Raw genomic sequence first — 24,486 nt, forward strand, 5'->3', positions numbered from 1 at the left:
CCGTCGACCTCGTGTCCGATGCCACCGTCCGCACCGCCTACAGCGCGATCAACGAGCTGTACATCGACCTGTTCGGCAGTCCCGCCGACCTCGACCCCGACGACACCGCCTTCGTCCTGCGCCACCTCGCGGACGCCGAGGGTCCGGTCCTCGACCTGGGCTGCGGTCCCGGCCATTTCACCCAGGTCCTGCACCAGGCAGGCCTGTCCGTCACCGGCATCGATCTCGTTCCCGAGTTCGTCGCCCACGCGCGATCCCGATACCCCGACGTGCCGTTCCGCGTCGATTCGCTGCGCGCCATCGACGCCCCTGCCGCAGCAATCGGCGGCGTACTCGCGTGGTTCTCACTGATCCATTTCGCACCCGCCGAATTACCCGGCATCCTGGCCGAATTCGGCCGGATTCTCGCACCGGGCGCACGCCTGGTGATCGGCTTCTTCGACAGCACCGAGCACGTGGAAATGTTCCCGCACAAAGTGACATCGGCCTATCGCTGGCCGGTCGACGAAATGTCCGAACTACTGCGCTCGGCCGGTTTCACCGAACTCGAACGGCAGCGACGCCCGCGCGTCGGCGAGGTCCGCCCGCACGCGATGCTCGCGGCCGCACGCGAGCAGTAGCCCGGCTCGGTCAGTCCACAACGGGCGCGATGACAGCCTGGACGACGCCCTCCAACGCCTCGGCGGTCCGGTCGAGCGGGAGGATGCTGCGCTGGGCCCGGCACATGGCGACGGTGCCCTCGATCGAGGCCACGATCAGGGTCGCGGTCCGGTCGGCGGCGTCGGCGGTCGCGCCGTGCTCACGCAGAGATCCGGCGAGCAGGTCGGTCCAATGATCGAAGGCCTCGGCGGCCGCGCGCCGTGGTTCGTCGTCGTCGGCGGGCTGGTCCTCCACCGACACCGCCAGCACCGGACATCCGGCCTCGAAGTCGCTGTCCACCACGATCTTTCGCCACATGGCGACGAAGGCACGCAGGCCGTCGACCGGACCTGAGGGCAACTCGGCGGTCAGCTTGCGCACCGTGAGCGCATCCGCGAGGCGAACGGCCTCGGCGGCCAGCTGCGACTTGCCGCCGGGAAAGTAGTGGTAGGTCGAGCCGAGTGGCGCGCCGGAGTGCTTGGCCAGCTCCCGCACGCTGGTCGCGTTCAGGCCACGGCGCCGCAGCATGTCGGCCGCACCGGCCACCAATCGATCGCGCGCATCCGACTGCGCCATCCAGCACCTCCTTGACCATAACGACCGTCATAGCGTACCGTCGCCAATCTATAACAGTCGTTATAACGGAGGTGTTCCCCATGCCGATGATCCAGCTCACGCTGCCCGAAGGCGTCCTGACCGGCGATATCCGGCAGCAGTTGCAGAAGACGCTCGCCACGACCTTGCTCACCTGGGAAGGCGCACCGGACACCGCGTTCTTCCGCGCCCAGGCCTGGTGCCTGATCCACGAGGTGCCCGCGGGCGCGTTCGGCACCGCCGAGGACGACCTGCCGCGCTTTCGGGTCGACGCCACCGTGCCCGAAGGAGCGCTGTCCGAACGCCGCAAGGCGGGCCTGGTCAAGCAGGTGACCGACGACGTCCTCGCCGCCGCCGGACTCACCGAGGCCGACGCGCTGCGCGTGTGGGTGCTCATCCACGAACAGCCCGAGGGCACGTGGGGCGCCGCGGGCAACATCATCCGGTTCGCCGAACTGAAGGCGCTCGCGGCCGGAGAACGCGGGTGACGCGGGAGCTGCAACTCGTCCGCGCCCACCACCTGGCCTGGCGCGAACGACCCGACCCGGTCCTGTCGGAACCCCGCGACGCGATCGTCCGCCCGTTCGTCGCCGGACGCTGCGACGGCGACACCATGCCCATCCACCGGCACGTGTCCCGCGCCATGCAGGCCGGGCTGCGGGCCGGATTCATAGATCCGGTGGTCGCGAGCATCTGCGGGAACGTCCCGTTCCGCGGCCCGTTCGGCATCGGCCACGAATGCATCGCCGAGGTCGTCGAAGTCGGTGCCGATGTCACGGGGCTGGTCCCCGGTGACGTGGTGGTCGTGCCGTGGGCGGTCTCGTGCGGGGAATGCCCCGAATGCGGGCGCGGGCTCACCGCCAAGTGCTCGACGACCCGGACCAGCACGCTGGCGGCGTTCGGGTTCGGCCCCGCCAGTGGACCGTGGGGCGGCATGGTCGCCGACCTGCTGCGCATCCCCTACGCCGACCACATGCTTGTCAGGGTGCCCGCCGGGGTCGACCCGCTGCGGATCGCCGCCGCCAGTGACAATCTCACCGATGCCTGGCGCTGCGTCGTCGGCCCGCTCACCGAACGTCCCGGCGGGTCCGTGCTCGTCCTCGGCGGTGCGGCGCAGAGCATCGGGCTCTACGCGGCGGGGTTGGCGGTCGCGCACGGCGCCGAGGTCGTCGACTACGTAGACCACCGGCCAGAACGACTCACGATCGCCGAAAAGCTCGGCGCCCGAGCGCATCCGGTCGCCAAGGGCAAACTCCGCCGCGCCGGCCTGCCGGCACGGAACTACGACATCGCCGTCGAAGGCACCTCCACCGCCGCTGGTGTCGACGCGGCCCTGCGCGCCCTGCGGCCTGGCGGAATCTGCACCCCGGTCGGCTACTACCTCGCGCCGGGCACCAAGGTGCCGCTGATGCACATGTACGCGAACGACGCGACACTGAAAATCGGTGTATCCCATGTTCGTCCGCATCTACCGGACCTGCTCGACTTCATCGCCGGGACCGCATTCCCCGCCGAGACGGTCACGACCCTGCTGGCCGACTGGGACGACGCCCCCGACGCCTACCGCGCCCATACGACCAAGCTCGTCCTGCATCGGCCACCACTTGGCGTCACCGCCTAGTCAGGCGGCGAGTGCCAGGCCGGCGATCTCGCCCTGCTCGCCGCTCGCCCGGCCGACCAGCCGGGCGATGGCCTCGGCGACCAGCCGGGGCCGTTCGAGAATCACCGAGTGGCCGGCGCCGCCGATCATCACGAAGTCCGCGTAGTCGACCGCGGCGGCCATGGCGACCGAATGCGACGGGGGCGTCATCAGGTCGGCGGAGCCGCACAGAACCAAGGTGGGGATCGTCGACAGCAGCGCCAGCGCGTCGGTGCGGTCGAAGTCCTTGAAAGCGCTCAGGAAGCTCGCCATCGTCACGATCGATGTCGCGTTGTGCATCGCCTCGGCCAGCGCGAGCACCTGGGGGCTGACCTTGCGATCACCGAACTCGGCGGCGCGCACGACGGGGGCGAAAACCTTGCAGGCCACCACCTTCGCGTGCTGCATCAGGCGCGGCGCACGCCGCACGGCCGTCTGGAAGACGGAGATGGACGGGTTGCGCAGCAGCCGTCCGAAACCGGCGTCGGCGAGGCCGCTCGCCGCGGTCGCGACGAGTCCGACACCGACGATGCGGGTACCGACCTCGTGCCGGTATCGGCTGACGTAGGTCAGCACGGTCATGCCGCCCATCGAATGACCGACCAGCACGACCGGCCCGGTGGGCGCGACGGCGTCGAGCACGTCGTGCAGGTCGTGGCCGAGCTGTTCGAGGTTGTAGGTCTGCCTGGACGCCATGGCCGAGTCGCCGTGGCCGCGATGGTCGTAGCAGACGACTCGCGCGCCGGGGTAGTCACGCAGCAGGGCGGCGCGCACGGCGGCCCACGACGCGGTGCGCAGGCAGTGCCCGTGCACGAGGACAATCGTCAGGTCGGCGTCGCGCCGCCCGTATTCGCGAACCGCGAGTCGCACCCCGTCACCGGTCGACACCGAGACACAACGCTGCGCCGAGTGGGCGTTGGTGCTGATGTTCGACATCGGAACCTCCGGTTGGCGTGCGGTGACAGGATCAACTCTGCGCCGGATCGGACGCCGCCATCAGGGCCCAGAGTGCTGAGCCCGCTCCCCCGAAGGTGTGCGAAATCCCCACCAAGGTGCCACCTTGACTAAATTTTCAGTCAGGGTCTACCGTGGTCGATAGCTCGGAAGGAGCAGACAGATGCGACGACGCACATTCGTCCAGACCACGATGGCCGCCCTCAGCAGTGTCCTGTGGGCCGGCTGTGACGACACCAGCACACCGGTCGACGACGACGGAAGGACCTGGCTCATGCCCGAGGAGGGGCAGCCGCACCAGCGCACCTGGATGGCCTTCGCGGCCGACGAACGGATCTGGGGCGCGGACCTGGTGCCCGAGGTGCAGCGCAATCTGGCCACCATCGCCACCACGATCGCCCGCTTCGAACCGGTCACCATGCTGGTCCGCGCCAGGGAGATGGCGCAGGCCCAGCGCCTGATCGGCACCGCGAACGTGGAACTGATCCCCACCGACCTCGACGACCTGTGGATGCGTGACACCGGCCCGGTGTTCGTGCGCAGCGGAAACACCAAGGCCGGTGTCGATTTCAACTTCAACGGCTGGGGCGACAAGCAGGAGCATCGCGCCGACGCGAGGGTCGCGGAGTTCGTCACCGCCCGCGCCGGCGTCGAAACCCGGCACACCGACCTGGTGCTCGAAGGCGGCGCTCTCGAGGTCGACGGCGAGGGCACCGCGATCATCACCGAGAGCTGTGTGCTCAACAACAATCGCAATCCCGGGTGGAAGAAGCGCGACGTCGAGGAGGAACTCGACTACCTGCTCGGCATCAAGAAGGTGATCTGGCTACCCGGCATCGCGGGCCAGGACATCACCGACGGCCACACCGACTTCTACGCCCGCTTCACCGGCCCCGGCGTGGTCGTCGCCGGACTCGACAACGACCCGGATTCCTTCGACTACGACGTCACCCGGCGTCACCTCGATATCCTGCGCGCGGCCACCGACGTCCACGGCCGCCCCCTCCAGGTGGAGGTGCTGACCGGCCCGTCGACCGTGCGCGAGCGGTTCGAGAACGACGACTTCGCCGCGGGCTACATCAACTTCTACGTCTGCAACGGCGCCGTCATCGCCCCCGAGTTCGGCGACCCCGCCGCCGACAGCGCCACCGCGGCCACCCTCACGCGACTGTTCCCCGGCCGCGAAGTGGTCCAGATCAACATCGACGGCATCGCCGCAGGTGGCGGCGGCATCCACTGCACCACCCAGCAGGAACCCGTCGACTGAGCCACCCCGGCGCATTCGCCGCCGGGCACCCGGCCCCTACTGTGAGGAACCGTGTCGGAACGCCGTACCCAGATCCTGGAAGCCGCCGTCCGCGTCATCGCCCAGGACGGCGTACGCGGCCTGCGTGTCGAAAAACTCGCCACCGCGGCCGAAGTGTCGACGGCCCTCATCTACTACCACTTCAAGGACCGCGCGGGCATCCTGCACGCCGCCCTCGAACACATCAACCACCGCGCCCAGTCCTACACCGACACCCCGACCACCGACCCGCGCACCCAGCTCGAACACATGCTCCTGCGCGAACTCCAGGACACCCCCGAAGTCCGCGAAACCAGCATCGCCTGGGGTGAGTTGCGCGCCAGCGCCGCCTTCAACCCCGACCTCCGCGAACCCTTGCGCACCACCACCGAAGCCTGGAACACCGACGTGGAATCCTTGATTCGCGAAGCCCAAGACCTCGGCACCGTCGCCGCGACAGTCGACGCCACGGACACCGCCGAACGCCTCACCGCCCTGGTCGAAGGCCTCAGTGAACGCTGGCACAGCGGCTCCCTCGACCTGCCCCGAGCCCGCCAACTTCTCACCGGCGCAATCGAACTCGAATTGGGTTAGGCCGATCCACCTCCGGCGCACCGGATTACAGCGCCTGGGCGCCGGGTTCCAGCAGCCGCTTCGGATGCATGCCGTCGACTTGACCGATGAAGGGCGGGTGGATGCTGTAGCCGAGCATGCGCCGAAGGTCTTCGGACACCCGGCGCGCGGTGTCCCGGGTGGTCGAGAGCGTGAACGCCTCCTGAGGGCGCAGCCACGGCTCACAGTATTGCGCGGTCACGGCCAAGCGCGGCCGATCGCTTCGGTTGGCGCCACCGCCGTGCCACAAGGTGCCGAGGAAGAACACACACGAACCCGCCGACATCACCACGGGCGCGCGATCGGATTCCGCGGGCAGCCGATCGCCCCACCGATGACTGCCCGCGATGATGTCGGTGGCGCCGTTGTCGGCGGTGAAGTCGTCGATCGCCCAGATCGTGGCCGCGCCGAGCGCGGCCCGCGGTCGCGGAATCGGATAGAAGCCGTCGTCGGTGTGCAGCATCTGCGCCTGCTCACCGGGCAGGATGTTGATCACCTGCAGCATCGACAGCAGATAGTTCGGCAGGAACAGCCGATCGAGCAGCGCCAGCACTCGCGGGTGGTCGGCGATGCGATCACAGCCGGCTGTCTTGTTCAGCACGCTGTACACCCGCTGGGTGGTGTGGCCCTCGAAATGATTGCGCCCGTGCCGATCCAGCAGCGGGCCCACGGATTCGCGGATGCCGTCCAGCTGGTCCGGCGTGAGCAGGTCCGGCAGGACGACGTACCCGTCGCGCAGCACCGCGGCCAGGTCCGCTTCGGCGCGAGCCGGATCGATCGTCGTCCCACTGCTCACGGTCCGCCGGTATGTCCCGGCCAGATCGCCACCCAAATCGGTCAACGAGGACACTTCGCTGCTCACGGCGACTCCTAGAACATAACTGAGTTCTGTTATGTTTCGAATATGGCACGTGCCCCGATCGGACGTCAACAACTTCTCACCGCCGCACGCGAGGAACTGGTCCGCGGCAACGGCGTACTGGAACTGAGCGCGCTCACCCGCAGGGCCAAGCTGAGCACGGGTGCGCTCTATCACCACTTCGGCTCCAAGAGCGGACTCCTCGCCGCGATCTACGACGGCTTCTACGACGGCCTCCGCCACGCCATCGCCGACGCCCACCTCCCCGCCGACGCCGACTGGGCCACCCGCGAACGCGAACGCACCCAGCTCTTCGTCGCCTACCACTTCGCCGACCCGCTGGCCCCCATCCTGCTGACCCGCGCCGCCCTCGACCCCGACCTCGCCGAACTCGAAGCCGTCCACATCGAAACCATGAGCGCCATGGCCGCCGACAACATCCGCCACGGCCAATCCCTCGGCCAGCTCCCCACCGCCCTCGACCCCGCCAGCGCAGGCGCCTACGTCATCGGCGGCCTACGCCACGGCATCGCCCAGCAACTCCGATCGACGCCCCCCGCCGACCAGCAGCAAGCAGCCGACCGCCTATGGCGCCTGACCGCCTCAGCCCTCGGAATCGCCTGACAGGTACTCGAATGCTTCTTCGCCAGGTCGCCAGGTCATCCATCGATGATCTACGAACCCGAACAACGATGCGATCTCCGGCCCCTGGATCTCGCCAGGTTCCGGACGAAAAACCAAAGCCAGCGACTCGAACTCGATCCTGAGGCCACCCGCCGATTGTTCGAATGTATCGACCACCCGCTGGCAGATCAGCTGCCTGAGTGCGTCGGAGTACCCGTCCATGCCGTTGCTCAGCGTCCTCCCCGGCGCGAGGACGACAGGCCAGACGTCGCAGTTCAGCAGCGGCTGGTCGTCGGTCTCGTCCGAATCGAACCGGAGCTGGACATAATCGATGACGAACTGGACCGAATACAGCCGACATCCGACGAGCCGAGACAGCAAGTCGTTGAAGACATATGGCATTCCGCTACCGCCTCGGCATCAGCATCGACCGTCCGCGTTGACACGTTGAAGCGGACCTCGACTACAACTTGCTCCGGAAACCGCAAGCGATAGGTCAGATTTCGCCCCACGGATCGTGCCGCTTCAACGTTGATCGTCAAACCCCAAACGGCTGCGGCTGAACGCGAAACGGCCGCAGCACCAGATCGGTGCGGCGGCCGTTGTGCGCGGATGGCCCTTCTTCGCCCAGAGCCTCAGGACACCTTCGATCCGCCGCTGAGGCTGGACGATCCGGTATGAAGCAGTTCCAGAAGGACATGGAAGGGGTTGAAGTCGGGCGGCAGGGCAACCGGTTCGGCTGCGGCGGGGGTGGCCGCAGCCTTTGCGGGGGCCGGGGCAGAGGGCTGTGCATTCGCGGTGGCCACCGGGGCCAGCATGAGCGCGCCGGCCAGAGTGACCGCGGCGAGTGATCGTTTCATCAAAAATTCCTTCTGCTCTAGTTTTTCGAACTGCTCAACTACCCCGAAAAGCTGCCAAGATCACGCTATGCGCCGCATCGCCCCAGTCCACAGACCCAGGTTCCGTCGCCCCTGACACCAGGGGCGCTCGCCCGATTTTGTGCCCTGCACAAGGCCAGATTGTGGCGTCTGTAGGTCGCCCACGTCTGGCACCGTAGTGCAGGCGTCGGCGCGTTCCAAGGACTTTGTTCTTCGACGGCGCTGCTGGTACTCCGCTGCGGAACCCCACAAGGCTCGAACTGCCCGAGTCAATCAACCTGGAGACCTACGCTCCGCCGAGTGATCCGTGGATCACCGAGGGGCTGTGGCGGCAGGACTTGCACGTCGGGCTGTTCGCCGAGCGCAAGGCAGGCAAGACCACGGCCGTGATCGACATCGTTCGCGCGATTCTCACCAGGGCCGATGTGTTCGGCCGGGCCCCCCGGTGTCGGTGCCGAAAGGCACCGAGGTCGTCCTGTTCGACATAGAGATGCCCGTCGAGCTGCTGCACGAGGAGTACACCAAGGCGAAGGTGGGAAACCTGTCCCGGTTGCGCCTCGGGGCCGCGAGAGCATACGACCGCACCCAAGTGCTCACCGAAACCGTCAGCGCTGAGTTGACCATCACCCGTCCATCCGAGATCGCCTTGCACGAGAAGACGTCACCCTGCTGGCCGACCAAGCCGCCTACAACGACGCCACCCGAGCGCTCATCCGGGGAGCACTGGAGCGACGGAAGATCCCGCCGAGGGGAAATCTCTAGCTTGCCGCGCGGGCTTGCGCACAGGTCTGACAACGCGTCTGCTTTCCGCTGCGTGGATCGAGTAAGAAATCGTGATCGAAAAGCTTGCGGTGCCCTCTGTTGCGTTCGCAGGTCCGGCAGTTGCGCCACCCATTCTTCAGCCTCGTGTTCTCCGGCGTGAACTCATGGCCGTACGGACAAAACCGAGACACTGCGTGTTTGGCCAGAAAACATACGCGGCAACGACGCACCGTCGTCGGGTTGCTCGTATCAGTCACATACTCGTGCCCATGCTTCGGAACATGATCAGCATTGAGGCGGCACAGCACACACCTGCGCCACCCCTTTGCAGTATATTCCGTTGTCGCCTTGGTGAATTTGTGACCGTTGACGCAATGCGTTGGGGGTGGGTTCAGCTTACGACAGGTGAGGCAACACCGTTTCTTGACCGGTCCGTCCGGGTCAGGAACGAATGAGTGCCCGTAGTCCGGGATATGCGTTCTATCCCACGCACATTGCTGGCAGTATCGCTTTCCGCCACTGCCAATTCGCTTGTTCTCGGGCGTATATTCATGTCCCTGCGGGCAGTACTGCGGTGTCGATTCCTCACGTTCCCAACAGATGAGGCACCGTCGGCGCAGCTCGCTCGCATTCTCAGGGTCAGCAAGAAATTCGTGCCCGTGCTTTTCGAAGTGGTATCGGTCCGTATTGCACTGGCGGCACCGCCTATGACCGTCCGGGCTGTAGTCCGTGTTCTCGTCGTCGTAGGGGTGCCCCTGTGGGCAAGCGAGAATCACCATTGCGGCGCGCCTCAGGTTCTCACCAATTGTCACCGCCTCAAGATGCCGAGGATTGCAGCACAACGGGACACCGCATAAGTGGTCAATCGTGAGATTGAGCGCTGAACCCTCACCGTTCGCGAGCTCGTACGCGAGGCGGTGAACCTGGATAACGCGCCCCTTACGTTTCTGACCTGGCACACGCACATACATGCGCCCGTACCCAACCTCATTCTTGGAGCCGGTCCACACTTGGCAGTCGCCCGTGAGCCCATACAAGGTCTTGCCGCGCTCCGAAACCGGCTGAGCGACAAGCCCCCTCCTCAACTTCACCGCCGGAGAAACCGCAGCTCCGGTCGCGACGCCGTGACCGTCGAGATATACGACAGCGACAGTGACGCTGGCCGCGACGGTTAGCACTTCACCGCACCCGCAAGCGCATTTGACCTTGTTCGGGTCACCATATTTCTTCCAGCGCCGGAGGTGCGACTGGCACAGTGCGCGCCCAGCGACTGGGCGCTGGCACCCATCGAGCTTGCATTCACGACCCCCCGCCGGACCTCGGAGCGCAGGTCGGTCAGCAGGCAGTTCCGCCCTGATCTCGGCTCGCTCGATGTCGGATTTGCGCGCATTGCACGTCCAATGAGCAGCACAACAATTTTCCATCGTGTGGGGGCCACCTCTGGACAGAGGGATCACATGGTCGACGGCCGGGGACAGCGGGTCATGTTTGCCGCCAAGAAGTCGGGTTGTTCGCAAGGGCTCCGGTATCAGCTCGCCGCACAGGTGACACACCCAGCCATCTCGCCCGAACACCTCTCGCGCGATAACGAGTTCCGCCTCAACCCCATACTTCTTGGCCCGGTTGAGCGCGTCACGCGCGCGGATCAACTCAGCCTTACGGCGCTTGACGTGTTCCGCACACCGCTGACGGCTCGGCCCGCGCCCTGTGGGTCGAGGGTCGAACATCGTGTCGCAATCAGCGCACTTAATGAGCATGAGGCCTCCTCATCCCATTTGACCATCGCCCGGTGACAGCATCGGACGTTGCCGCACAAGCAAGACCACCGGCCAGCTCATCCCATGAGCTGTGCCGCCACGGTCTCCCGCGATCACTGATCCTGATCGACCCGCCGAAGGATGTTCGCGAGCAGGATCACGGCGTCGGCCACGATCCCGGCGTCTCGGCGGCTGGGCAACGGCCGGTGCTTCACCTTGTGAGCCAGCTCGGACACCTTGTTCGCGACACCACGGACTTCCTCGTTGTCCTTGCCCGCAAGCGAGTCCTCAACGTAGCGGCCGAGTCGCTGCTTGGTCTTGTCCACCGGTGGCTCGGTCTCGCCCTCGCGCAAGTGCTTCGCCGGGTCGTAGACCGTTCGACTCAACGCCTCCAGCACCGCTACACACCTGTTCCCTACATCGCGGAAATCTTGCGGCGTGATGGCTGACCGGAACCGTTTCCGCAGCTCAGCAATTTCCGTATCGACTGCGTGCCAACCAGTGCCCGCGTGCGGCGACACCGCTACCGCCGTATCGGCCGAGAAGGCCGCTTCCTCAAGTTGGTACAGCTGCTCGAAGACGGGATCGAAGAACGTGTTGACGATGTCTCTTCGGGCCTGCCACGAGCCCGAAGCCCCATGCCGAAGCCAGTAACTACGAAACGTGCTGTAGTCCCTCCACGGCAACGACAGCCGAATCCCGTGCCGCTCCAATGTCGCGCGGAGACTTCGCTGTGCGACCGAAATCTCGTCGTTGCTCAGCCGCTCCGCGCCATCTGTGCCGTACGCTTCCAACTCACCGTGCACCAGGCGCGCAAGGGATATCGCGGTGGCGAGATCATCTTCGTCTGGTAGCGGTCCACTGCGAAGGCTGTTCAGGAGGTCCGCCCGCAAGGAGAGCTTCGGCGAGCCAGCACCCCACGGGTCATGGCTGTCCCACGCCTCGATGAAGAAGTCGTCTACCTGCATGTTTGTACGGAGGTCCGGCCTACTTCGCGGCTGCCTTACCACCTGACGTTGTTTGAAAACGGAACTCCACGACGGCGCCGTCGGCCATGACGTAATCCTTGCCCTCCATACGAACCTTGCCCGCGACCTTAGCGGCCGCCATCGAACCGGCCTCGAACAGATCGTCGTAAGCGACGAGTTCGGCCTTGATGAAGCCCGCGTTCGAAGTCCGTGTGGATGACGCCTGCGGCCTTGGGGGCGGTGTCGCCCTGGTGGATGGTCCAGGCTCGGGCTTCCTTGGGGCCTGCGGTGAGGTAGGTCTGCAGGCCGAGGGTGTGGAAGCCGGCGCGGGCCAGGGCGTGCAGGCCGGGTTCGGTCTGGCCGATCAACTCGAGGAGTTCGACCAGCAGCTCAAAGGTCAGTTGTCGAGGTCGAGGTCTCGAGCGCGTGCAGCGATACATAGCGCTGGCGCTGTGTGAAGGCAGAGCCACGACCGATGCCGTGGTGCGGCAACGGGCTGACCAGTTGTCGATGCACTGGATCGCCAGGGCGCGTCAGCAGAAAAACCTGGTAGGTTCCGTCGGTCCACCCCTCCGACCGTGATTCGTCGATTACCCGAGCAACCTTGCGGTCGATCGGGTCTGCCGAGGCGCGCAATCGATCTGCGGAGCCCTCGGACCAATCGACATTGTCACGCCGATGCTGAATGCGCGGGATGTCGACCTGGATGCGAGAGTCGACGTAGAAAGCGAGACGGTCCACCGGCCGAAAGAAGCGGCCCGGCTGGCAGACATACGCGTAGCTTCGCTGGTACAGCGGCCAAGCGTCCTTCGCAGCCACCACGGCAGTGTCGGCGACTGCGATCGGGCGCTGCGCGTACTGGTCCATTGCCGTGCTCACCTGCTGTAGCCACTTCGCGGCCGACAGGTCGATGTACCCGGCAACCTCGAGGACTCGGCGGATCTCGAACGGAACATCGACGTTCAACAGGCTGTCATGATGCGCCAGCCGGTTTCTGAACTTGCGCACGCCCTCGACTGCTGCCGCGAGTTGCCTGCGTTGGCCCGATGAGTTCGGGAAGGCACGGTGGAGGCAGTCACGCCAGAGTTGCTCGTATTTGCGACCAAGCAAACCTGACCAGAATCCAAAACTGAGACCGGCGACGATTTGATGTCGCGACTCACGATTCATCGGCCGCAGTCGCGTCCGCACTGTCTCCACGGCGACCGACAGATCGGCGCCGTCGGGAACCGGCATCAGAAACCACGGAATTCCGGTCGAAATCTCATCGAAGTGAGTTCGGAGCTCCCGGTCCAGTGCGTTACGCAACAGCACTTCGAGGTGCCCGACCACCTCGAACGAGACCGCAGCTGTTCGACTCGACCATGCGTAGAGGTCCAGAGCAGCTTCGCGGTCGCCGTCTGCAACCTTGAGAAAGGGGTCGAGCCTGTGCTCGGACAGCAGGCCCCACACATCGGTCGCGAAATAGTCCCCTGGCACCCACAGATGCTATCCTGACCGGGAACGCCCCAGTGCCGCCTCTGAAGCAATTCATGCGCCTGGGGCTCCTTCAATTCCCGGCGCGACGAATTACACGTTGAAGCGGAACTCCACGACGTCGCCGTCCGCCATGACGTAGTCCTTGCCTTCCATGCGGACCTTGCCCGCGGCCTTGGCCGCCGCCATGGAACCCGCGTCGACCAGGTCGTTGTAGGCGACGAGTTCGGCCTTGATGAAGCCGCGTTCGAAATCGGTGTGGATGACACCGGCCGCTTTGGGGGCGGTGTCGCCCTGGTGGATGGTCCAGGCTCGGGCTTCCTTGGGGCCTGCGGTGAGGTAGGTCTGCAGGCCGAGGGTGTGGAAGCCGGCGCGGGCCAGGGCGTGCAGGCCGGGTTCGGTCTGGCCGATGGACTCGAGGAGTTCGAGGGCGGATTCGTCGTCGAGTTCCAGGAGTTCGGCTTCGACCTTGGCGTCGAGGAAGACGGCGTCGGCGGGGGCTACGGAGGCCTTGAGCTCGGCGACCTTGGCCTCGTCGGTGAGGACGGATTCGTCGGCGTTGAAGACGTAGAGGAACGGCTTGATGGTGAGCAGCGAGAGTTCGCGCAGCAGGTCGGCGTCGATCTTCTTGCCCGCGGCGAACAGGGTGGTGCCCGCGTCGAGGAATTCCTGGGCGGTCTTGGCGGCGTCGAGCAGGGGCTTGCGGTCCTTCTTGACCTTGGCTTCCTTCTCGAGGCGCGGGATGGCCTTCTCGAGGGTCTGCAGGTCGGCGAGGATCAGCTCGGTCTCGATGACCTCGATGTCGGCGGCGGCGTCGACGCGGCCGTCGACGTGCACCACGTCGTCGTCGGCGAACACGCGCACCACCTGGCAGATGGCGTCGGCCTCACGGATGTTGGCCAGGAACTTGTTGCCGAGGCCAGCGCCCTCGGAGGCGCCCTTCACGATGCCGGCGATGTCGACGAACGACACGACGGCGGGCACGATCTTCTCGGAACCGAAGATCTCGGCCAGCTTGTCCAGGCGCGGATCCGGCAGCGGGACCACGCCGACGTTGGGCTCGATGGTCGCGAACGGGTAGTTCGCGGCCAGCACGTCGTTCTTGGTCAGCGCGTTGAACAGCGTCGACTTTCCGACGTTGGGCAGGCCGACGATTCCGAGGGTGAGGCTCACGAGGAGCAGAGTCTACGCGGTGCGGCCTGTCGCCGAACCACCGGAACCCGCCCCGCACAGGCGGGGCGGGCCGACGGTGATCACGGAACCAGGACGACCTTGCCCAGGTTGGCGCGCTGCTCGATGATCGCGTGCGCGGCCGCGGCGTCGTCGAGGGCGAACTCGGCGTGCACGACGGGGTGCAGCAGGCCGGAGGCGTAGAACTGCCACACCTCCTGGCGCAGGTCCTCGTAGCGGGCGGGGTCGCGCTGGGCGAGGCGGCCGATGCGGAAACCGGACAGCGTCTTGCCGCCCGCCAGCAGGTCCTCGGTGTCGATGAGTCCGCCGCCGGTGCCGTAGGTGACGACCCGTCCACCCTCGGCGAGCGCACCGAGCGCGGCGCCCAGGCCGGTGCCGCCGACGCCGTCCAGGGCGAAGTCGGCCTGCTTGGCAGCCTGCAACTGGTCGTAGGTGACGACCTCGTCGGCGCCGAGTCCGCGCACGAAATCGGCCTTGGCCTCGTCGGACACCGCGGCGACGACCCAGCCCGCACCGCGGACGCGGGCCAGCTGCACGGCCAGGTGGCCGACGCCACCGGCGGCGGCGGTGATCAGGGCGGTCTCGCCCTCGCGCGGCGCGGCGGTGTCGAGCGCGCCGAGCGCGACCAGACCGCTGCGCATCAACGCGACCGCGTCGACCGCGGAGGCGCCGTCGGGAATCGCGGACGCCTGATCGGCGGGCAGCACGACGTATTCGGCGTAGGCGGCGGCGCACAGGCCGACGACACGGTAGCCCGGGGCGTATCCGTCGACCCCGTCACCGACCGCGACGACCTCACCGGCCACCTCGGCCCGCAACTGCTGCGGACCGCTCATCCGCCGGATCGCCGACAGGGTGACCCCGATGGCCTCGACCTTGACCAGCAGTTCACCGGGACCAGCCACCGGCACCTCGGCCGCGACGACCTCCAGCACCTCCGGACCACCGCTGCGCTCGTACCGAACTCGCCGCATGACACCTCCTGAGATTGAGCGAAGGCGCAACGGTAACCGGCCGAGTGCGCGTAACCACAGCTCACGGACCTGTGAGTGCTAAATCTCACCGCCGTGCACGGGGCACGGAGAGCACCTTCACAAAAGGATTACCCCGCGACGGCGCAGCGGACGCGTGCGTCACGCCACACCGCTGCGGTTGCGCCGGGCGCATCCGCCACCGTGTCATCTGCGCGGCCTACGGCACCCACTACTAGGGCGTAGGCACCATCTGAGCGTTCAGTGAATACTCGGAGCACTGCGGCGGAATTCGAACCGGCCCTGACGGAGCCCGTGCCTGCGCGATCCTCGCAGCAGCCATGGCCGCAGCCCCGACTCCCGGCGTAGCGTTGCCGTATGGAGGCGACCACGGAGGTGGTGACCGCGGCCCCCGCACCGATTCTCGCGGCGTTCATCGACCGCTATATCGGCTACCGGCTCGTGGGATTCGAACCCGGCCTGCACCGGGGCCTGCCCTCGCGGCACATGACCTTCATCGTCGCCATCGGCCCCACCATCGACGTCGTCGAGCAGACCGACCCGCACCAGGCCCCCGGCAACTACCGCTGCGTGCTGAGCGGCTTGCAGGCGAGCCCGGCGATGATCGCGCACACCGGTTTCCAGGAGGGCGTCGCGATCGAGCTGACTCCGCTGGGCAGCCGGGCCCTGTTCGGGATGCCCGCGAGCGAACTGTGGGACGTGTCGATCGAATGTGCCGACGCCAGTGGGCCATTGGGTGACCAGCTCGCCGATGCCGTGCAGTCGCAACCGGATTGGCCAGGCCGCTTCGCCGCCTGCGATCGCGCGCTGACCGCGGCCGCGCGCTCCGAAGCCCTCGCGGGCCCCGAACTCACCTGGGCGTGGCGCACGCTGGTCGGCACCGGCGGCACCTGCGAGATCACCCCGCTGGCCGAGCGGATCGGCTGGAGCCGCCAGCACCTGACCCGCAAGTTCACCGCCGAGTTCGGCGCTAGCCCGAAACTGGCGGCCCGGATCATCCGCTTCGAACGGGCGCGACGGATGCTCGCGAACACACCGTCCTATGTCTCCATCGCCCAGGTCGCCGCCGCCTGCGGCTACTACGACCAGGCCCACCTGAACCGCGACTTCGCCGAGCTCGCCGGCTGCGCCCCGACGACCTGGCTGGCCGAGGAGATTCCATCCGTCCAAGACCCGAACGCCCCCGTAGCGGAAGGCTGAAGACATGGACACTTCCACCAACACCCAGACCACCGTGTGGCCCTGCCTCGCCTTCGACGACGCTCGCGCCATGATCGAATTCCTCACCACCGCCTTCGGTTTCGAAGTAAGGGCGGTCTACGCCAGAGACGACGACGCGTCGGTCGTCGAACACGGCGAACTGCGCTGGACCGCGGGCGGGGGCATCATGTTCGGCTCCACCGGCCGCGACGACAGCCCCTTCGGCTCCCGCCCGGCCGGCGTCGCCTCGCTCTACCTGGTCACCGACGAACCCGATGCCCTGCACGATCGCGCGGTCGCGGCGGGCGCCCGCATCATCCGCGGCCTGCGCGACGAGGACTACGGCTCCCGCGGTTTCAGCGCCGCCGACCCCGAAGGCAACCTCTGGAGCTTCGGCACCTACCGCGGCGAATGACCAGCTGAACAAAATTTCATCTTGGGCGCGACGGTGGGTGATCCTGTCCGGCGCGCTGGGCCGATCGGCTACGTTGTCGATGTTTCACCCAAGGCTCTGCGCGTTATACCAGGAGAGTTGACTGATGGCGACCATCGAATATCTGCGGACCGACCCGGACTTACCTCCGGTCGGTGTCGTCGATCGCACGCCGATCACGCCCGCCAAGAAGGCCGTGTTCGCGGGGATCGCCGTACTCGGCGCCATCGCGTGGGCGTACCTCGCGTTCGTGCGCGGCGAGTCGGTCAACGCGGTGTGGATCGTCATCGCGGCGGTCTGTACCTACGTCATCGCGTACCGGTTCTACGCGCGGTTCATCGAATGGAAGATCACCAAGCCGCGCGACGACGTCGCCACGCCTGCCGAGATCTACGACAACGGCAAAGATTTCATGCCGATGGACCGGCGGGTGCTCTACGGTCACCACTTCGCCGCCATCGCCGGCGCCGGGCCGCTGGTCGGCCCGGTGCTCGCCGCGCAGATGGGTTATCTGCCCGGCACGATCTGGATCGTGGTCGGCGTCGTGTTCGCCGGCGCGGTGCAGGACTACCTGGTGCTGTGGGCATCCACGCGCAGGCGCGGCCGCAGCCTCGGGCAGATGGCCCGCGACGAGCTCGGCGCGGTCGGCGGTGTCGCCGCGATCGTGGCGATCCTGACCATCATGACGATCCTGCTCGCGGTGCTCGCGCTGGTCGTCGTCAATGCCCTCGGCGAGAGCCCGTGGGGCGTGTTCTCCATCGCGATGACCATCCCGATCGCCCTGTTCATGGGCGTCTACCTGCGGTTCCTGCGCCCTGGCAAGGTCGGTGAGGTCTCCGCGATCGGCATCGTGCTGCTGCTCGCGGCGATCGTCGGTGGTGGCTGGGTGTCGGAAACCGAGTGGGGCGCCGACTGGTTCACCCTCTCGCGCACCACCATCGCCTGGTGCCTGATCGCCTACGGCTTCTTCGCCTCGGTGCTGCCGGTGTGGCTGCTGCTGGCCCCGCGCGACTACCTGTCGACGTTCATGAAGATCGGCACCATCGTGCTGCTGGCGGCGGGCATCCTGATCACCATGCCGGTGCTGAAGGCGCCCGCGGTCTCCGAATTCGCGTTCAGCGGAACGGGTCCGGCCTTCGCGGGCAGTCTGTTCCCGTTCCTGTTCATCACCATCGCCTGCGGCGCGCTGTCGGGCTTCCACGCGCTCGTCTCCTCGGGGACGACGCCGAAGCTGCTGGCCAAGGAATCCAATGCCAGGATGATCGGCTACGGCGGCATGCTGATGGAGTCGTTCGTCGCGGTGATGGCGATCATCACGGCCTCGATCATCGATCAGCACCTGTACTTCGGTATGAACGCGCCGCTCGGTCTCACCGGCGGCACCCCGGAAAAGGCTGCGGCCTATACCAATACGCTCGGCCTGTCCGACCCGCCCGCGACGCCGGAGCTGTTCACCGACGCGGCCTCCGACGTGGGTGAGAGCTCGATCATCTCCCGCACCGGTGGCGCGCCGACCCTGGCTGTCGGCATCTCCGAGGTCTTCCACAAGTTCCTCGGCGGCGAGTCCATGAAGGCGTTCTGGTACCACTTCGCGATCATGTTCGAGGCGCTGTTCATCCTCACCACGATCGACGCGGGCACCCGGGTCGCGCGGTTCCTGGTCTCGGACGCGCTGGGTAACTTCGGCGGCGGGTTCAAGAAATTCCGTGATCCGTCGTGGCGGGTCGGCGCGTGGCTGTGCTCGCTGCTGGTCGTCGCGGGCTGGGGCGGCGTGCTGCTGATGGGCGTCAACGACCCGTTCGGCGGCATCAACGCGCTCTTCCCGCTGTTCGGCATCGCCAACCAGCTGCTCGCCGCGATCGCGCTGACGATCGTGCTGACGATCATCGTCAAACGCGGCCAATGGAAGTGGGCCTGGATTCCCGGCGTCCCACTGGCCTGGGATCTGCTCGTCACGATGACCGCGTCGTGGCAGAAGATCTTCTCCGAAGATCCCAAGCTCGGATACTGGAAGCAGCACAGCCTGTGCCAGGCCGCCAAGGAAGCGGGCAAGGGCTGTCTGACCGCGAAGACACCCGAACAGGTCGACATCGCGATCCGCAACACCTTCATCCAGGGCACGCTCTCGATCGTGTTCGCGGTGCTGGTGCTGATCGTCGCCGCGGTCGGCGCGATCGTCTGCGCGCGGGCGATCCGCTCGGGCACGGTGTCGAGCACCGAATCCGAGGAGCAGCCGTCGAAGATCTTCGCGCCCAGCGGTTTCCTCGCGACCGCCGCGGAGAAGGACGTGCAGAAGGAGTGGGACGTGCTGATCGCCGAGGGCAAGGTGACCGCGCCCGGATCGGCGCACGTGTCGTGAGTGCGTCACGGGATGTGGACGGCCGGTTCATCGGATCGGCCGTCCGCGCCCGTGCGTCCCGCCCCGATGCCCGCGCGCTGCTGGCCCGGCTGTGGGGCGGCGTGCGTGGGGTCGCCCGGTGGTACAGCGCGATCAACGGTGGTCAGGACTATCAGCGCTACGTCGATCACCTGCGGCGCACGCACCCTGGATGTCCGGTGCCGAGCGAGCGCCAGTACTGGCGGGACCGCTACGCCGAAGCCGAGCGGAATCCGACCACCCGCTGCTGCTGAGAGTCGGCGCCGGGCGGTTCGCGTGCCCACGCTCGCGGCGCCGCGCCGGGAGCCGCAATGCAGACCGGGCGACCTCATCAGCGGCGAAAATCCGTAGCGGAGCCCCGGGGGATAAGTGGCCGATTCCCGCTAGCACCCCGCTGTGGATGCGGGCATTGTGGAACCCGTGACGATCACGGCGATGGACTTCGAGCGCTGCTACCGAGCGGTGTCGACCCGGGACTCCCGCTTCGACGGGCAGTTCTTCACGGCGGTGCGCACGACCGGCATCTACTGCAGGCCCTCGTGCCCGGCGATCACGCCCAAGCGCGCCAACGTCTCGTTCTTACCGACCGCGGCGGCGGCGCAGCAGGCCGGCTATCGCGCCTGCCGCCGGTGTCTGCCCGACGCCGCGCCCGGGTCACCGCTGTGGAATGTGCGGGCCGATCTGGCCGCGCGGGCCATGCGGTTGATCGGGGACGGCGTGATCGAGCGGGGTGGTGTTCCGGCGCTGGCCGCGACGTTGGGTTACTCGCAGCGTCAGCTCACCCGGGTGCTCACCACCGAGCTCGGCGCGGGTCCGCTCGCGCTGGCCAGGGCGCATCGCGCGCACACCGCGCGGCTGCTCATCCAGACCACCGAGATGCCGATGTCCGACATCGCCTTCGCGGCCGGGTTCGCGAGCATCCGCCAGTTCAACGACACCGTGCGCGAGGTCTTCGCGGTGAGCCCGACGACCATGCGGACCGAATCGCGCCGTTCCCCGCGCTCGGATGTCGTCGCCCCGGCCACGCCCGGTCTGCTGACCTTGCGGCTGCCTTATCGGGAACCGCTCGATACCGGCTGGCTGGTCTGGTTCCTCTCGGCGCACACCGTGCCCGGCATGGAGGTGTGGGAAGACGGCGTCTACACGCGCAGTCTGCGCACACCGCACGGGCACGCGACGATCCGGCTGTCGTTCCAGCCGGGACATGTGCGGGCCGAGCTGGCGCTGCGCGACATGCGTGACCTCGCGCCGACGGTGGCGCGGGTACGGCATCTGCTGGACCTGGATGCCGATCCGCAGGGGATCGATGACGCGCTGGGGATCAGCGGCGACGGTAGTCCGGACACCCTCGGCGGACCCGACCGGCACGGCGCCGGGTTCACGCCGGGCATCCGCGTTCCCGGCTGCCTCGACGGTCCGGAGTTGTTGCTGCGCACCATGATCGGTCAGCAGATCTCGGTGCAGGCGGCGGCCACGCACACGGCAAGGTTGGTGGCGGCGCTCGGCGAGCGGATCGACGGGGCGGTGCCCCGGCTGTTTCCGACGCCGTCGGTGATCGCGGAGCGCGGCGCCGAGGTGCTCACCGGACCGGCTCGTCGGATCGCCGCCGTCGTCGCGGCAGCGCGGGCGATCGCCGACGGAGAACTGGCCCTGCACACCGGCCGTACCGCGGCCGACCTGCGCCGCGATCTGCTCGCGCTCGACGGTGTCGGGCCGTGGACCGCCGACTACGTGACCATGCGACTGCTCGCCGATCCAGACATCCTGCTCGGCACCGACCTGGTGGTCCGCCAGGGCGCGACGCTGACCGGCATCGAACTCGACAACACCACCAGGTGGACGCCGTGGCGTTCCTACCTGTCCATGCACCTGTGGAAGCGGGCGCTCGCGCATCGCGGCGCCGTGCTCGTCCACGGGTAAAACCTTCGACTGGAAGCGAAACATCATGACTGCCACCATCACTCGCCTCGCCGACGTCGCCACGGTGCCGACGCCGATCGGGCCGTTCACGGCCATCGTCGATACCGACGGCGCGGTGCTCGCCTCGGGCTGGACCGGCGATCCGACCGAGCTGACTCGCGTCGTTCACTCCTCGTTGCGCCCCACCGAACTGCGCCTGCGGGATTCCCTCGGTGAGGTCACCCAGGCGGTGATCGACTATCACGCAGGCGATCTGACGGCGATCGACCCGATCCCGGTGCGTCAGCACTCGGGTGAATTCCTCACCCACGCTTGGGAAATCCTGCGCAAGGTGCCCGCGGGTGAGCCGGTCACGTATACCGAGTTCGCCGGGCTGTCCGGTCGGCCCGCCGCGACCCGGGCTGCCGCGAACGCGTGTGCGCGTAATGCGGCGGCGCTGTTCGTGCCGTGCCATCGGGTGTTGCGGATCGGTGGTCAGCTGGGCGGGTTCCGGTGGGGGCTCGATGCGAAGCGGTGGCTGCTCGCGCACGAGGGCTGAGGGTCCGCGACCGACGTCGGCATAGATCAGGCCAGTATCCCGCGAGTGGCTCTTTCATGAGGTCCAGTGGGACCGGATGCTGATACGCATGCTCACTCGTCGCCTGATCGCGCTCTACACCGGTCTGTGGTTGTACGGGACGTCGATGGCGGTGATGATCCGGGCCGGGCTCGGGCTCGATCCGTGGGACGTCTTCCATCAGGGTGTCGCCGCGCACGTGCCACTGAGTTTCGGCGCGGTGACCGCGGTGACCGGCCTCGCGGTGCTGCTCGCGTGGATTCCGTTGCGGCAGAAGCCGGGGCTCGGCACGGTCAGCAATGTGGTCGTGATCGCGATCGCGGTCGACGCGGGCCTGTGGCTGATCCCGGCGGCCGAGGCCCTGTGGGTCCGGGTGCTGGCGATGGTCGTCGCGGTGATCGTGAATGCCGCCGCGACCGTGCTCTACATCGGTGCGGGCATGGGTCCAGGACCCCGCGATGGACTGATGACTGGACTGGTCGCCCGCACCGGCTGGCCGGTCTGGTCCGTCCGCACCGGCATCGAGGCCACGGTGCTGATCACCGGCTGGCTGCTCGGCGGCAGCGTGGGAATCGGCACCCTGGTCTACGCCTTCGGCATCGGGCCGCTGATCCAGGTGATGATTCCGTACGTCGATGGATGGTTGCCCGGTTTCGCCCCGAAGCCGCAACCACAACCTGTCGCCGCGTAACCTCGGCCGCTATCTGCCGATGAGCTGATCGGTCAGTGCGCCGGTGACCCATTCCTGCCACTCCTCGGCCGACCATCCCCGCTCTCCGACCAGTAGCCGGTAGGTCTCCGGCGCGGTGAGCGCGAGTGCGATATCGGCCCCGCGATCCACCGAAACACCTTCTCGCAGGCTTATTTTCGCCGCCAGCTCCGTCACGAGCCGCTGCTGTACGGTCAGCCGCTGGGCGAGATTGGTCTGCCAGATCTCGGCCAGTTCCGGATCGGTGGCGGCGGCGGAGCGCACCACCTCGAGCATGGCCGCGACCCTGGCGTGGATCCGCGCCGCCGCGGCCACTTGCAGCCGGATCTGCTCGGCGGGCGGCGCGGCGACCGCCTCGGCGAACCACGGGCGGTCCATCGTCGCGATCGGTTCGGCGTCGCCCGCGATCTCCGTGTCGAGCAACTCGAGCAGGATCGCGCGCTTGGTGGCGAAGGTGAAGTACAGCGTCTGCACCGCCATCCCCGCCCGCTCGGCGATGGCTTTCATCGTGGTGGCCGCGTACCCACGGTCGATGAACAACTCCTTGGCCGCGGCGAGCATCCGGGCGCGATTGGCGATGGTCTTGGCCGCGCGGACTCCGGCGGTGCGTTCCGTCATGCCCTCGATCGTACTTGACTAGAGCTTCACTCCAGTGACATTCTCGCTAGAGCATTGCTCTAGCGAGAGGTTCGGTCATGTCAGGTCTCCTTCTGTCACCGCGCGAGCGGTTGATCCTGCTGCTCATCACCACCGTCGAACTCGTCGTCTTCCTCGACACGACGGTGCTCAATGTGGCGCTACCGACCATCGGCGCCGAGCTCGGCCTGACCGAGTCCGGGCTGGGCTGGGTGACCAACGCCTATCTGCTCGCCTTCGGCGGCTGCCTGCTGCTCGGCGGCCGCACCACCGACCTGCTCGGCGCGCGGCGCATGTTCACGCTCGGGCTCTGCTTGTTCACGCTGGCCTCGGGGCTGGCCGGGCTGGCGCCGTCGGCCGCGGTGCTCATCGCCGCCCGCGCCGCGCAGGGGGTCGGCGCCGCGCTGCTCATTCCTGCCCAGCTCGCGCTGCTCACCACCGTTTTCACCACACCGGCCGCCCGCAACCGGGCGTTCGGCATGTGGAGTGCCATGGGCGCGGCGGGCGCGGCCCTCGGTACCGCGCTCGGCGGACCACTCACCGATGTCTTCGGCTGGCCGTCGATCTTCCTGATCAATGTGCCCGTCGGGGTGCTCGCGCTCGCCGGAATCCGGTTGCTGCCCAAGGACACTCAGCGGGCGGCAGCCGCCCTACGGCAGCTCGATCTGCCCGGCGCGGTCACCGGCACCGTGTCGTTGCTGCTGATCGGCTACGGGATCGGCGCACTGGGCGCTCCCGATCAGGGTGTACGTCCGATCGCCTTGCTCGGCGCGGGCGTCGCGCTGCTGGTGGTTTTCGTGCTGATCCAGCTGCGGAGCCCGCATCCGTTGATGCCGGTGTCGATGTTCGGTGTGCGGCAGGTGAGCGGGTCCGCGGTCGTCAACTTCCTGGTCGGGGCAGCGCATGTGCCGGTGTTCGCGCTGCTCGCGCTCTACCTGCAGCACACGCAGCACTACAGCCCCACCCTGTCCGGGCTCGCGGTGCTGCCGGTCGCGGTGGTCAACATCATCGTGTCGCGCACGGTCCTGCCCGCGATGCTCGACCGATTCGGCGCGCGATGGGTGCTCGCGGCGGGCCTCGGGCTGCAGGCACTGGCCATGCTGTTGTTCGCCCGAATGCCCGAGCACGCGGGCTACGTCGTCGATGTGCTGCCGGGGGCGATTCTGCTCGGCATCGGACTGCCCGCGGCGTTCGTCGGGGTCACCCAGCCCGCCGTCACCGCGGTCGGGCCGACGGTGGCGGGCACCGCGGCCGGGATCGTGAACACGGCGGGCCGGATCGGGTCCGGGATCGGTGTCACGGCGCTGTTGCTGCTGGCCCAGAAGGTGACCGAATCGTCGGCGGCCGCACCCGACATCGCCTATCGAACGGGGCTGGCCATGGCGTTCCTCGCCGCCGCCGGACTGGCGGCGGCGGGCTCGGTGC

The 24,486-nt window shown here is 67.4% G+C and carries 24 protein-coding genes and 2 pseudogenes; 14 read left to right on the plus strand and 12 right to left on the minus strand.

Going from position 1 to position 24,486, the window contains the following annotated elements; genetic code table 11:
• The first annotated feature begins 11 nt into the window (after positions 1–11).
• On the plus strand, positions 12–620 hold the full coding sequence (locus tag ACWF9G_RS23345; protein ID WP_379309281.1) for a class I SAM-dependent methyltransferase: 609 nt from the start codon (positions 12–14) through the stop codon (positions 618–620).
• Between the two features lie 10 nt (positions 621–630).
• Here ACWF9G_RS23345 and ACWF9G_RS23350 read toward each other — a convergent pair whose 3' ends face one another.
• Positions 631–1,215 carry a TetR/AcrR family transcriptional regulator gene (locus tag ACWF9G_RS23350; RefSeq protein WP_379309280.1) on the minus strand — a complete coding sequence of 195 codons (585 nt, stop codon included), beginning with the start codon at positions 1,213–1,215 and terminating at the stop codon, positions 631–633.
• Positions 1,216–1,295: 80 nt separating this feature from the next.
• Between ACWF9G_RS23350 and ACWF9G_RS23355 the strand changes: the two genes are divergently transcribed.
• Complete coding sequence (locus ACWF9G_RS23355) at positions 1,296–1,721, plus strand: tautomerase family protein (protein ID WP_379309279.1); 426 nt, start codon at positions 1,296–1,298, stop codon at positions 1,719–1,721.
• A complete protein-coding gene (locus tag ACWF9G_RS23360) occupies positions 1,718–2,854 on the plus strand; it encodes a zinc-dependent alcohol dehydrogenase (RefSeq protein ID WP_452517881.1) in 1,137 nt (378 codons plus the stop codon). The genes ACWF9G_RS23355 and ACWF9G_RS23360 overlap by 4 nt, the downstream gene beginning before the upstream one ends.
• On the opposite strand, the gene ACWF9G_RS23365 is transcribed toward ACWF9G_RS23360, so the two are convergent.
• A complete protein-coding gene (locus tag ACWF9G_RS23365; protein ID WP_452517883.1) occupies positions 2,855–3,808 on the minus strand; it encodes an alpha/beta fold hydrolase in 954 nt (317 codons plus the stop codon).
• Positions 3,809–3,989: 181 nt separating this feature from the next.
• On the opposite strand from ACWF9G_RS23365, the gene ACWF9G_RS23370 reads away from it, so the two are divergent.
• Positions 3,990–5,093 (plus strand): agmatine deiminase family protein, encoded by a 1,104-nt coding sequence (locus ACWF9G_RS23370; RefSeq protein ID WP_452517884.1) that lies wholly within the window; start codon positions 3,990–3,992, stop codon positions 5,091–5,093.
• Between the two features lie 51 nt (positions 5,094–5,144).
• Positions 5,145–5,705, plus strand: a complete 561-nt coding sequence (locus tag ACWF9G_RS23375) for a TetR/AcrR family transcriptional regulator (protein WP_452517885.1) — start codon at positions 5,145–5,147, stop codon at positions 5,703–5,705.
• Positions 5,706–5,730: 25 nt separating this feature from the next.
• On the opposite strand, the gene ACWF9G_RS23380 is transcribed toward ACWF9G_RS23375, so the two are convergent.
• Positions 5,731–6,585 carry a phytanoyl-CoA dioxygenase family protein gene (locus tag ACWF9G_RS23380; protein ID WP_452517886.1) on the minus strand — a complete coding sequence of 285 codons (855 nt, stop codon included), beginning with the start codon at positions 6,583–6,585 and terminating at the stop codon, positions 5,731–5,733.
• A 42-nt stretch (positions 6,586–6,627) separates the two neighbouring features.
• Between ACWF9G_RS23380 and ACWF9G_RS23385 the strand changes: the two genes are divergently transcribed.
• On the plus strand, positions 6,628–7,206 hold the full coding sequence (locus ACWF9G_RS23385; protein WP_379309273.1) for a TetR/AcrR family transcriptional regulator: 579 nt from the start codon (positions 6,628–6,630) through the stop codon (positions 7,204–7,206).
• On the opposite strand, the gene ACWF9G_RS23390 is transcribed toward ACWF9G_RS23385, so the two are convergent.
• The 8 genes and pseudogenes from ACWF9G_RS23390 to ACWF9G_RS23425 form a co-directional block, all read right to left on the minus strand.
• Positions 7,186–7,608, minus strand: a complete 423-nt coding sequence (locus tag ACWF9G_RS23390) for a hypothetical protein (RefSeq protein ID WP_452517887.1) — start codon at positions 7,606–7,608, stop codon at positions 7,186–7,188. The genes ACWF9G_RS23385 and ACWF9G_RS23390 overlap by 21 nt on opposite strands.
• A 233-nt stretch (positions 7,609–7,841) precedes the next feature.
• Complete coding sequence (locus ACWF9G_RS23395) at positions 7,842–8,066, minus strand: hypothetical protein (RefSeq protein ID WP_452517888.1); 225 nt, start codon at positions 8,064–8,066, stop codon at positions 7,842–7,844.
• A 776-nt stretch (positions 8,067–8,842) separates the two neighbouring features.
• Positions 8,843–10,603: an HNH endonuclease gene (locus ACWF9G_RS23400; RefSeq protein WP_452517890.1), complete on the minus strand. Its 1,761-nt coding sequence runs from the start codon at positions 10,601–10,603 to the stop codon at positions 8,843–8,845.
• Positions 10,604–10,716: 113 nt separating this feature from the next.
• A complete protein-coding gene (locus ACWF9G_RS23405; protein ID WP_452517892.1) occupies positions 10,717–11,571 on the minus strand; it encodes a hypothetical protein in 855 nt (284 codons plus the stop codon).
• 19 nt (positions 11,572–11,590) lie between these two features.
• Positions 11,591–11,957, minus strand: a pseudogene (locus tag ACWF9G_RS23410) (DUF933 domain-containing protein); the annotation flags it as partial.
• 4 nt (positions 11,958–11,961) lie between these two features.
• Positions 11,962–13,050, minus strand: coding sequence for a hypothetical protein (locus ACWF9G_RS23415; RefSeq protein WP_452517893.1), 1,089 nt, complete (start codon positions 13,048–13,050; stop codon positions 11,962–11,964).
• Positions 13,051–13,140: 90 nt separating this feature from the next.
• Positions 13,141–14,220, minus strand: coding sequence for a redox-regulated ATPase YchF (ychF, locus tag ACWF9G_RS23420; protein WP_379309270.1), 1,080 nt, complete (start codon positions 14,218–14,220; stop codon positions 13,141–13,143).
• A gap of 80 nt (positions 14,221–14,300) precedes the next feature.
• A complete protein-coding gene (locus tag ACWF9G_RS23425; protein WP_452517895.1) occupies positions 14,301–15,212 on the minus strand; it encodes a quinone oxidoreductase family protein in 912 nt (303 codons plus the stop codon).
• A 375-nt stretch (positions 15,213–15,587) separates the two neighbouring features.
• On the opposite strand from ACWF9G_RS23425, the gene ACWF9G_RS23430 reads away from it, so the two are divergent.
• From ACWF9G_RS23430 to yczE, 7 genes are all read left to right on the plus strand, one after another.
• Positions 15,588–16,430, plus strand: coding sequence for a helix-turn-helix domain-containing protein (locus ACWF9G_RS23430; protein ID WP_452517897.1), 843 nt, complete (start codon positions 15,588–15,590; stop codon positions 16,428–16,430).
• 4 nt (positions 16,431–16,434) lie between these two features.
• Positions 16,435–16,845, plus strand: a complete 411-nt coding sequence (locus tag ACWF9G_RS23435) for a VOC family protein (protein WP_452517898.1) — start codon at positions 16,435–16,437, stop codon at positions 16,843–16,845.
• 124 nt (positions 16,846–16,969) lie between these two features.
• The gene (locus ACWF9G_RS23440; protein ID WP_452517899.1) at positions 16,970–19,222 is read left to right on the plus strand and encodes a carbon starvation CstA family protein; all 2,253 of its coding nucleotides are present in this window, start codon (positions 16,970–16,972) and stop codon (positions 19,220–19,222) included.
• Positions 19,223–19,323: 101 nt separating this feature from the next.
• Positions 19,324–19,494, plus strand: a complete 171-nt coding sequence (locus tag ACWF9G_RS23445) for a YbdD/YjiX family protein (protein WP_355276576.1) — start codon at positions 19,324–19,326, stop codon at positions 19,492–19,494.
• Positions 19,495–19,675: 181 nt separating this feature from the next.
• A complete protein-coding gene (locus ACWF9G_RS23450; protein WP_452517934.1) occupies positions 19,676–21,160 on the plus strand; it encodes an AlkA N-terminal domain-containing protein in 1,485 nt (494 codons plus the stop codon).
• 25 nt (positions 21,161–21,185) lie between these two features.
• The gene (locus ACWF9G_RS23455) at positions 21,186–21,698 is read left to right on the plus strand and encodes a methylated-DNA--[protein]-cysteine S-methyltransferase (RefSeq protein ID WP_452517901.1); all 513 of its coding nucleotides are present in this window, start codon (positions 21,186–21,188) and stop codon (positions 21,696–21,698) included.
• A gap of 88 nt (positions 21,699–21,786) precedes the next feature.
• A complete protein-coding gene (gene yczE, locus ACWF9G_RS23460; protein WP_452517902.1) occupies positions 21,787–22,407 on the plus strand; it encodes a membrane protein YczE in 621 nt (206 codons plus the stop codon).
• A 9-nt stretch (positions 22,408–22,416) separates the two neighbouring features.
• On the opposite strand, the gene ACWF9G_RS23465 is transcribed toward yczE, so the two are convergent.
• A complete protein-coding gene (locus ACWF9G_RS23465) occupies positions 22,417–23,043 on the minus strand; it encodes a helix-turn-helix domain-containing protein (RefSeq protein ID WP_452517904.1) in 627 nt (208 codons plus the stop codon).
• A gap of 77 nt (positions 23,044–23,120) precedes the next feature.
• On the opposite strand from ACWF9G_RS23465, the pseudogene ACWF9G_RS23470 reads away from it, so the two are divergent.
• Positions 23,121–24,344: pseudogene (locus ACWF9G_RS23470) on the plus strand (MFS transporter); the annotation flags it as partial.
• Positions 24,345–24,486 lie beyond the last annotated feature (142 nt).

The organism is Nocardia sp. NPDC055029 (assembly GCF_053608525.1).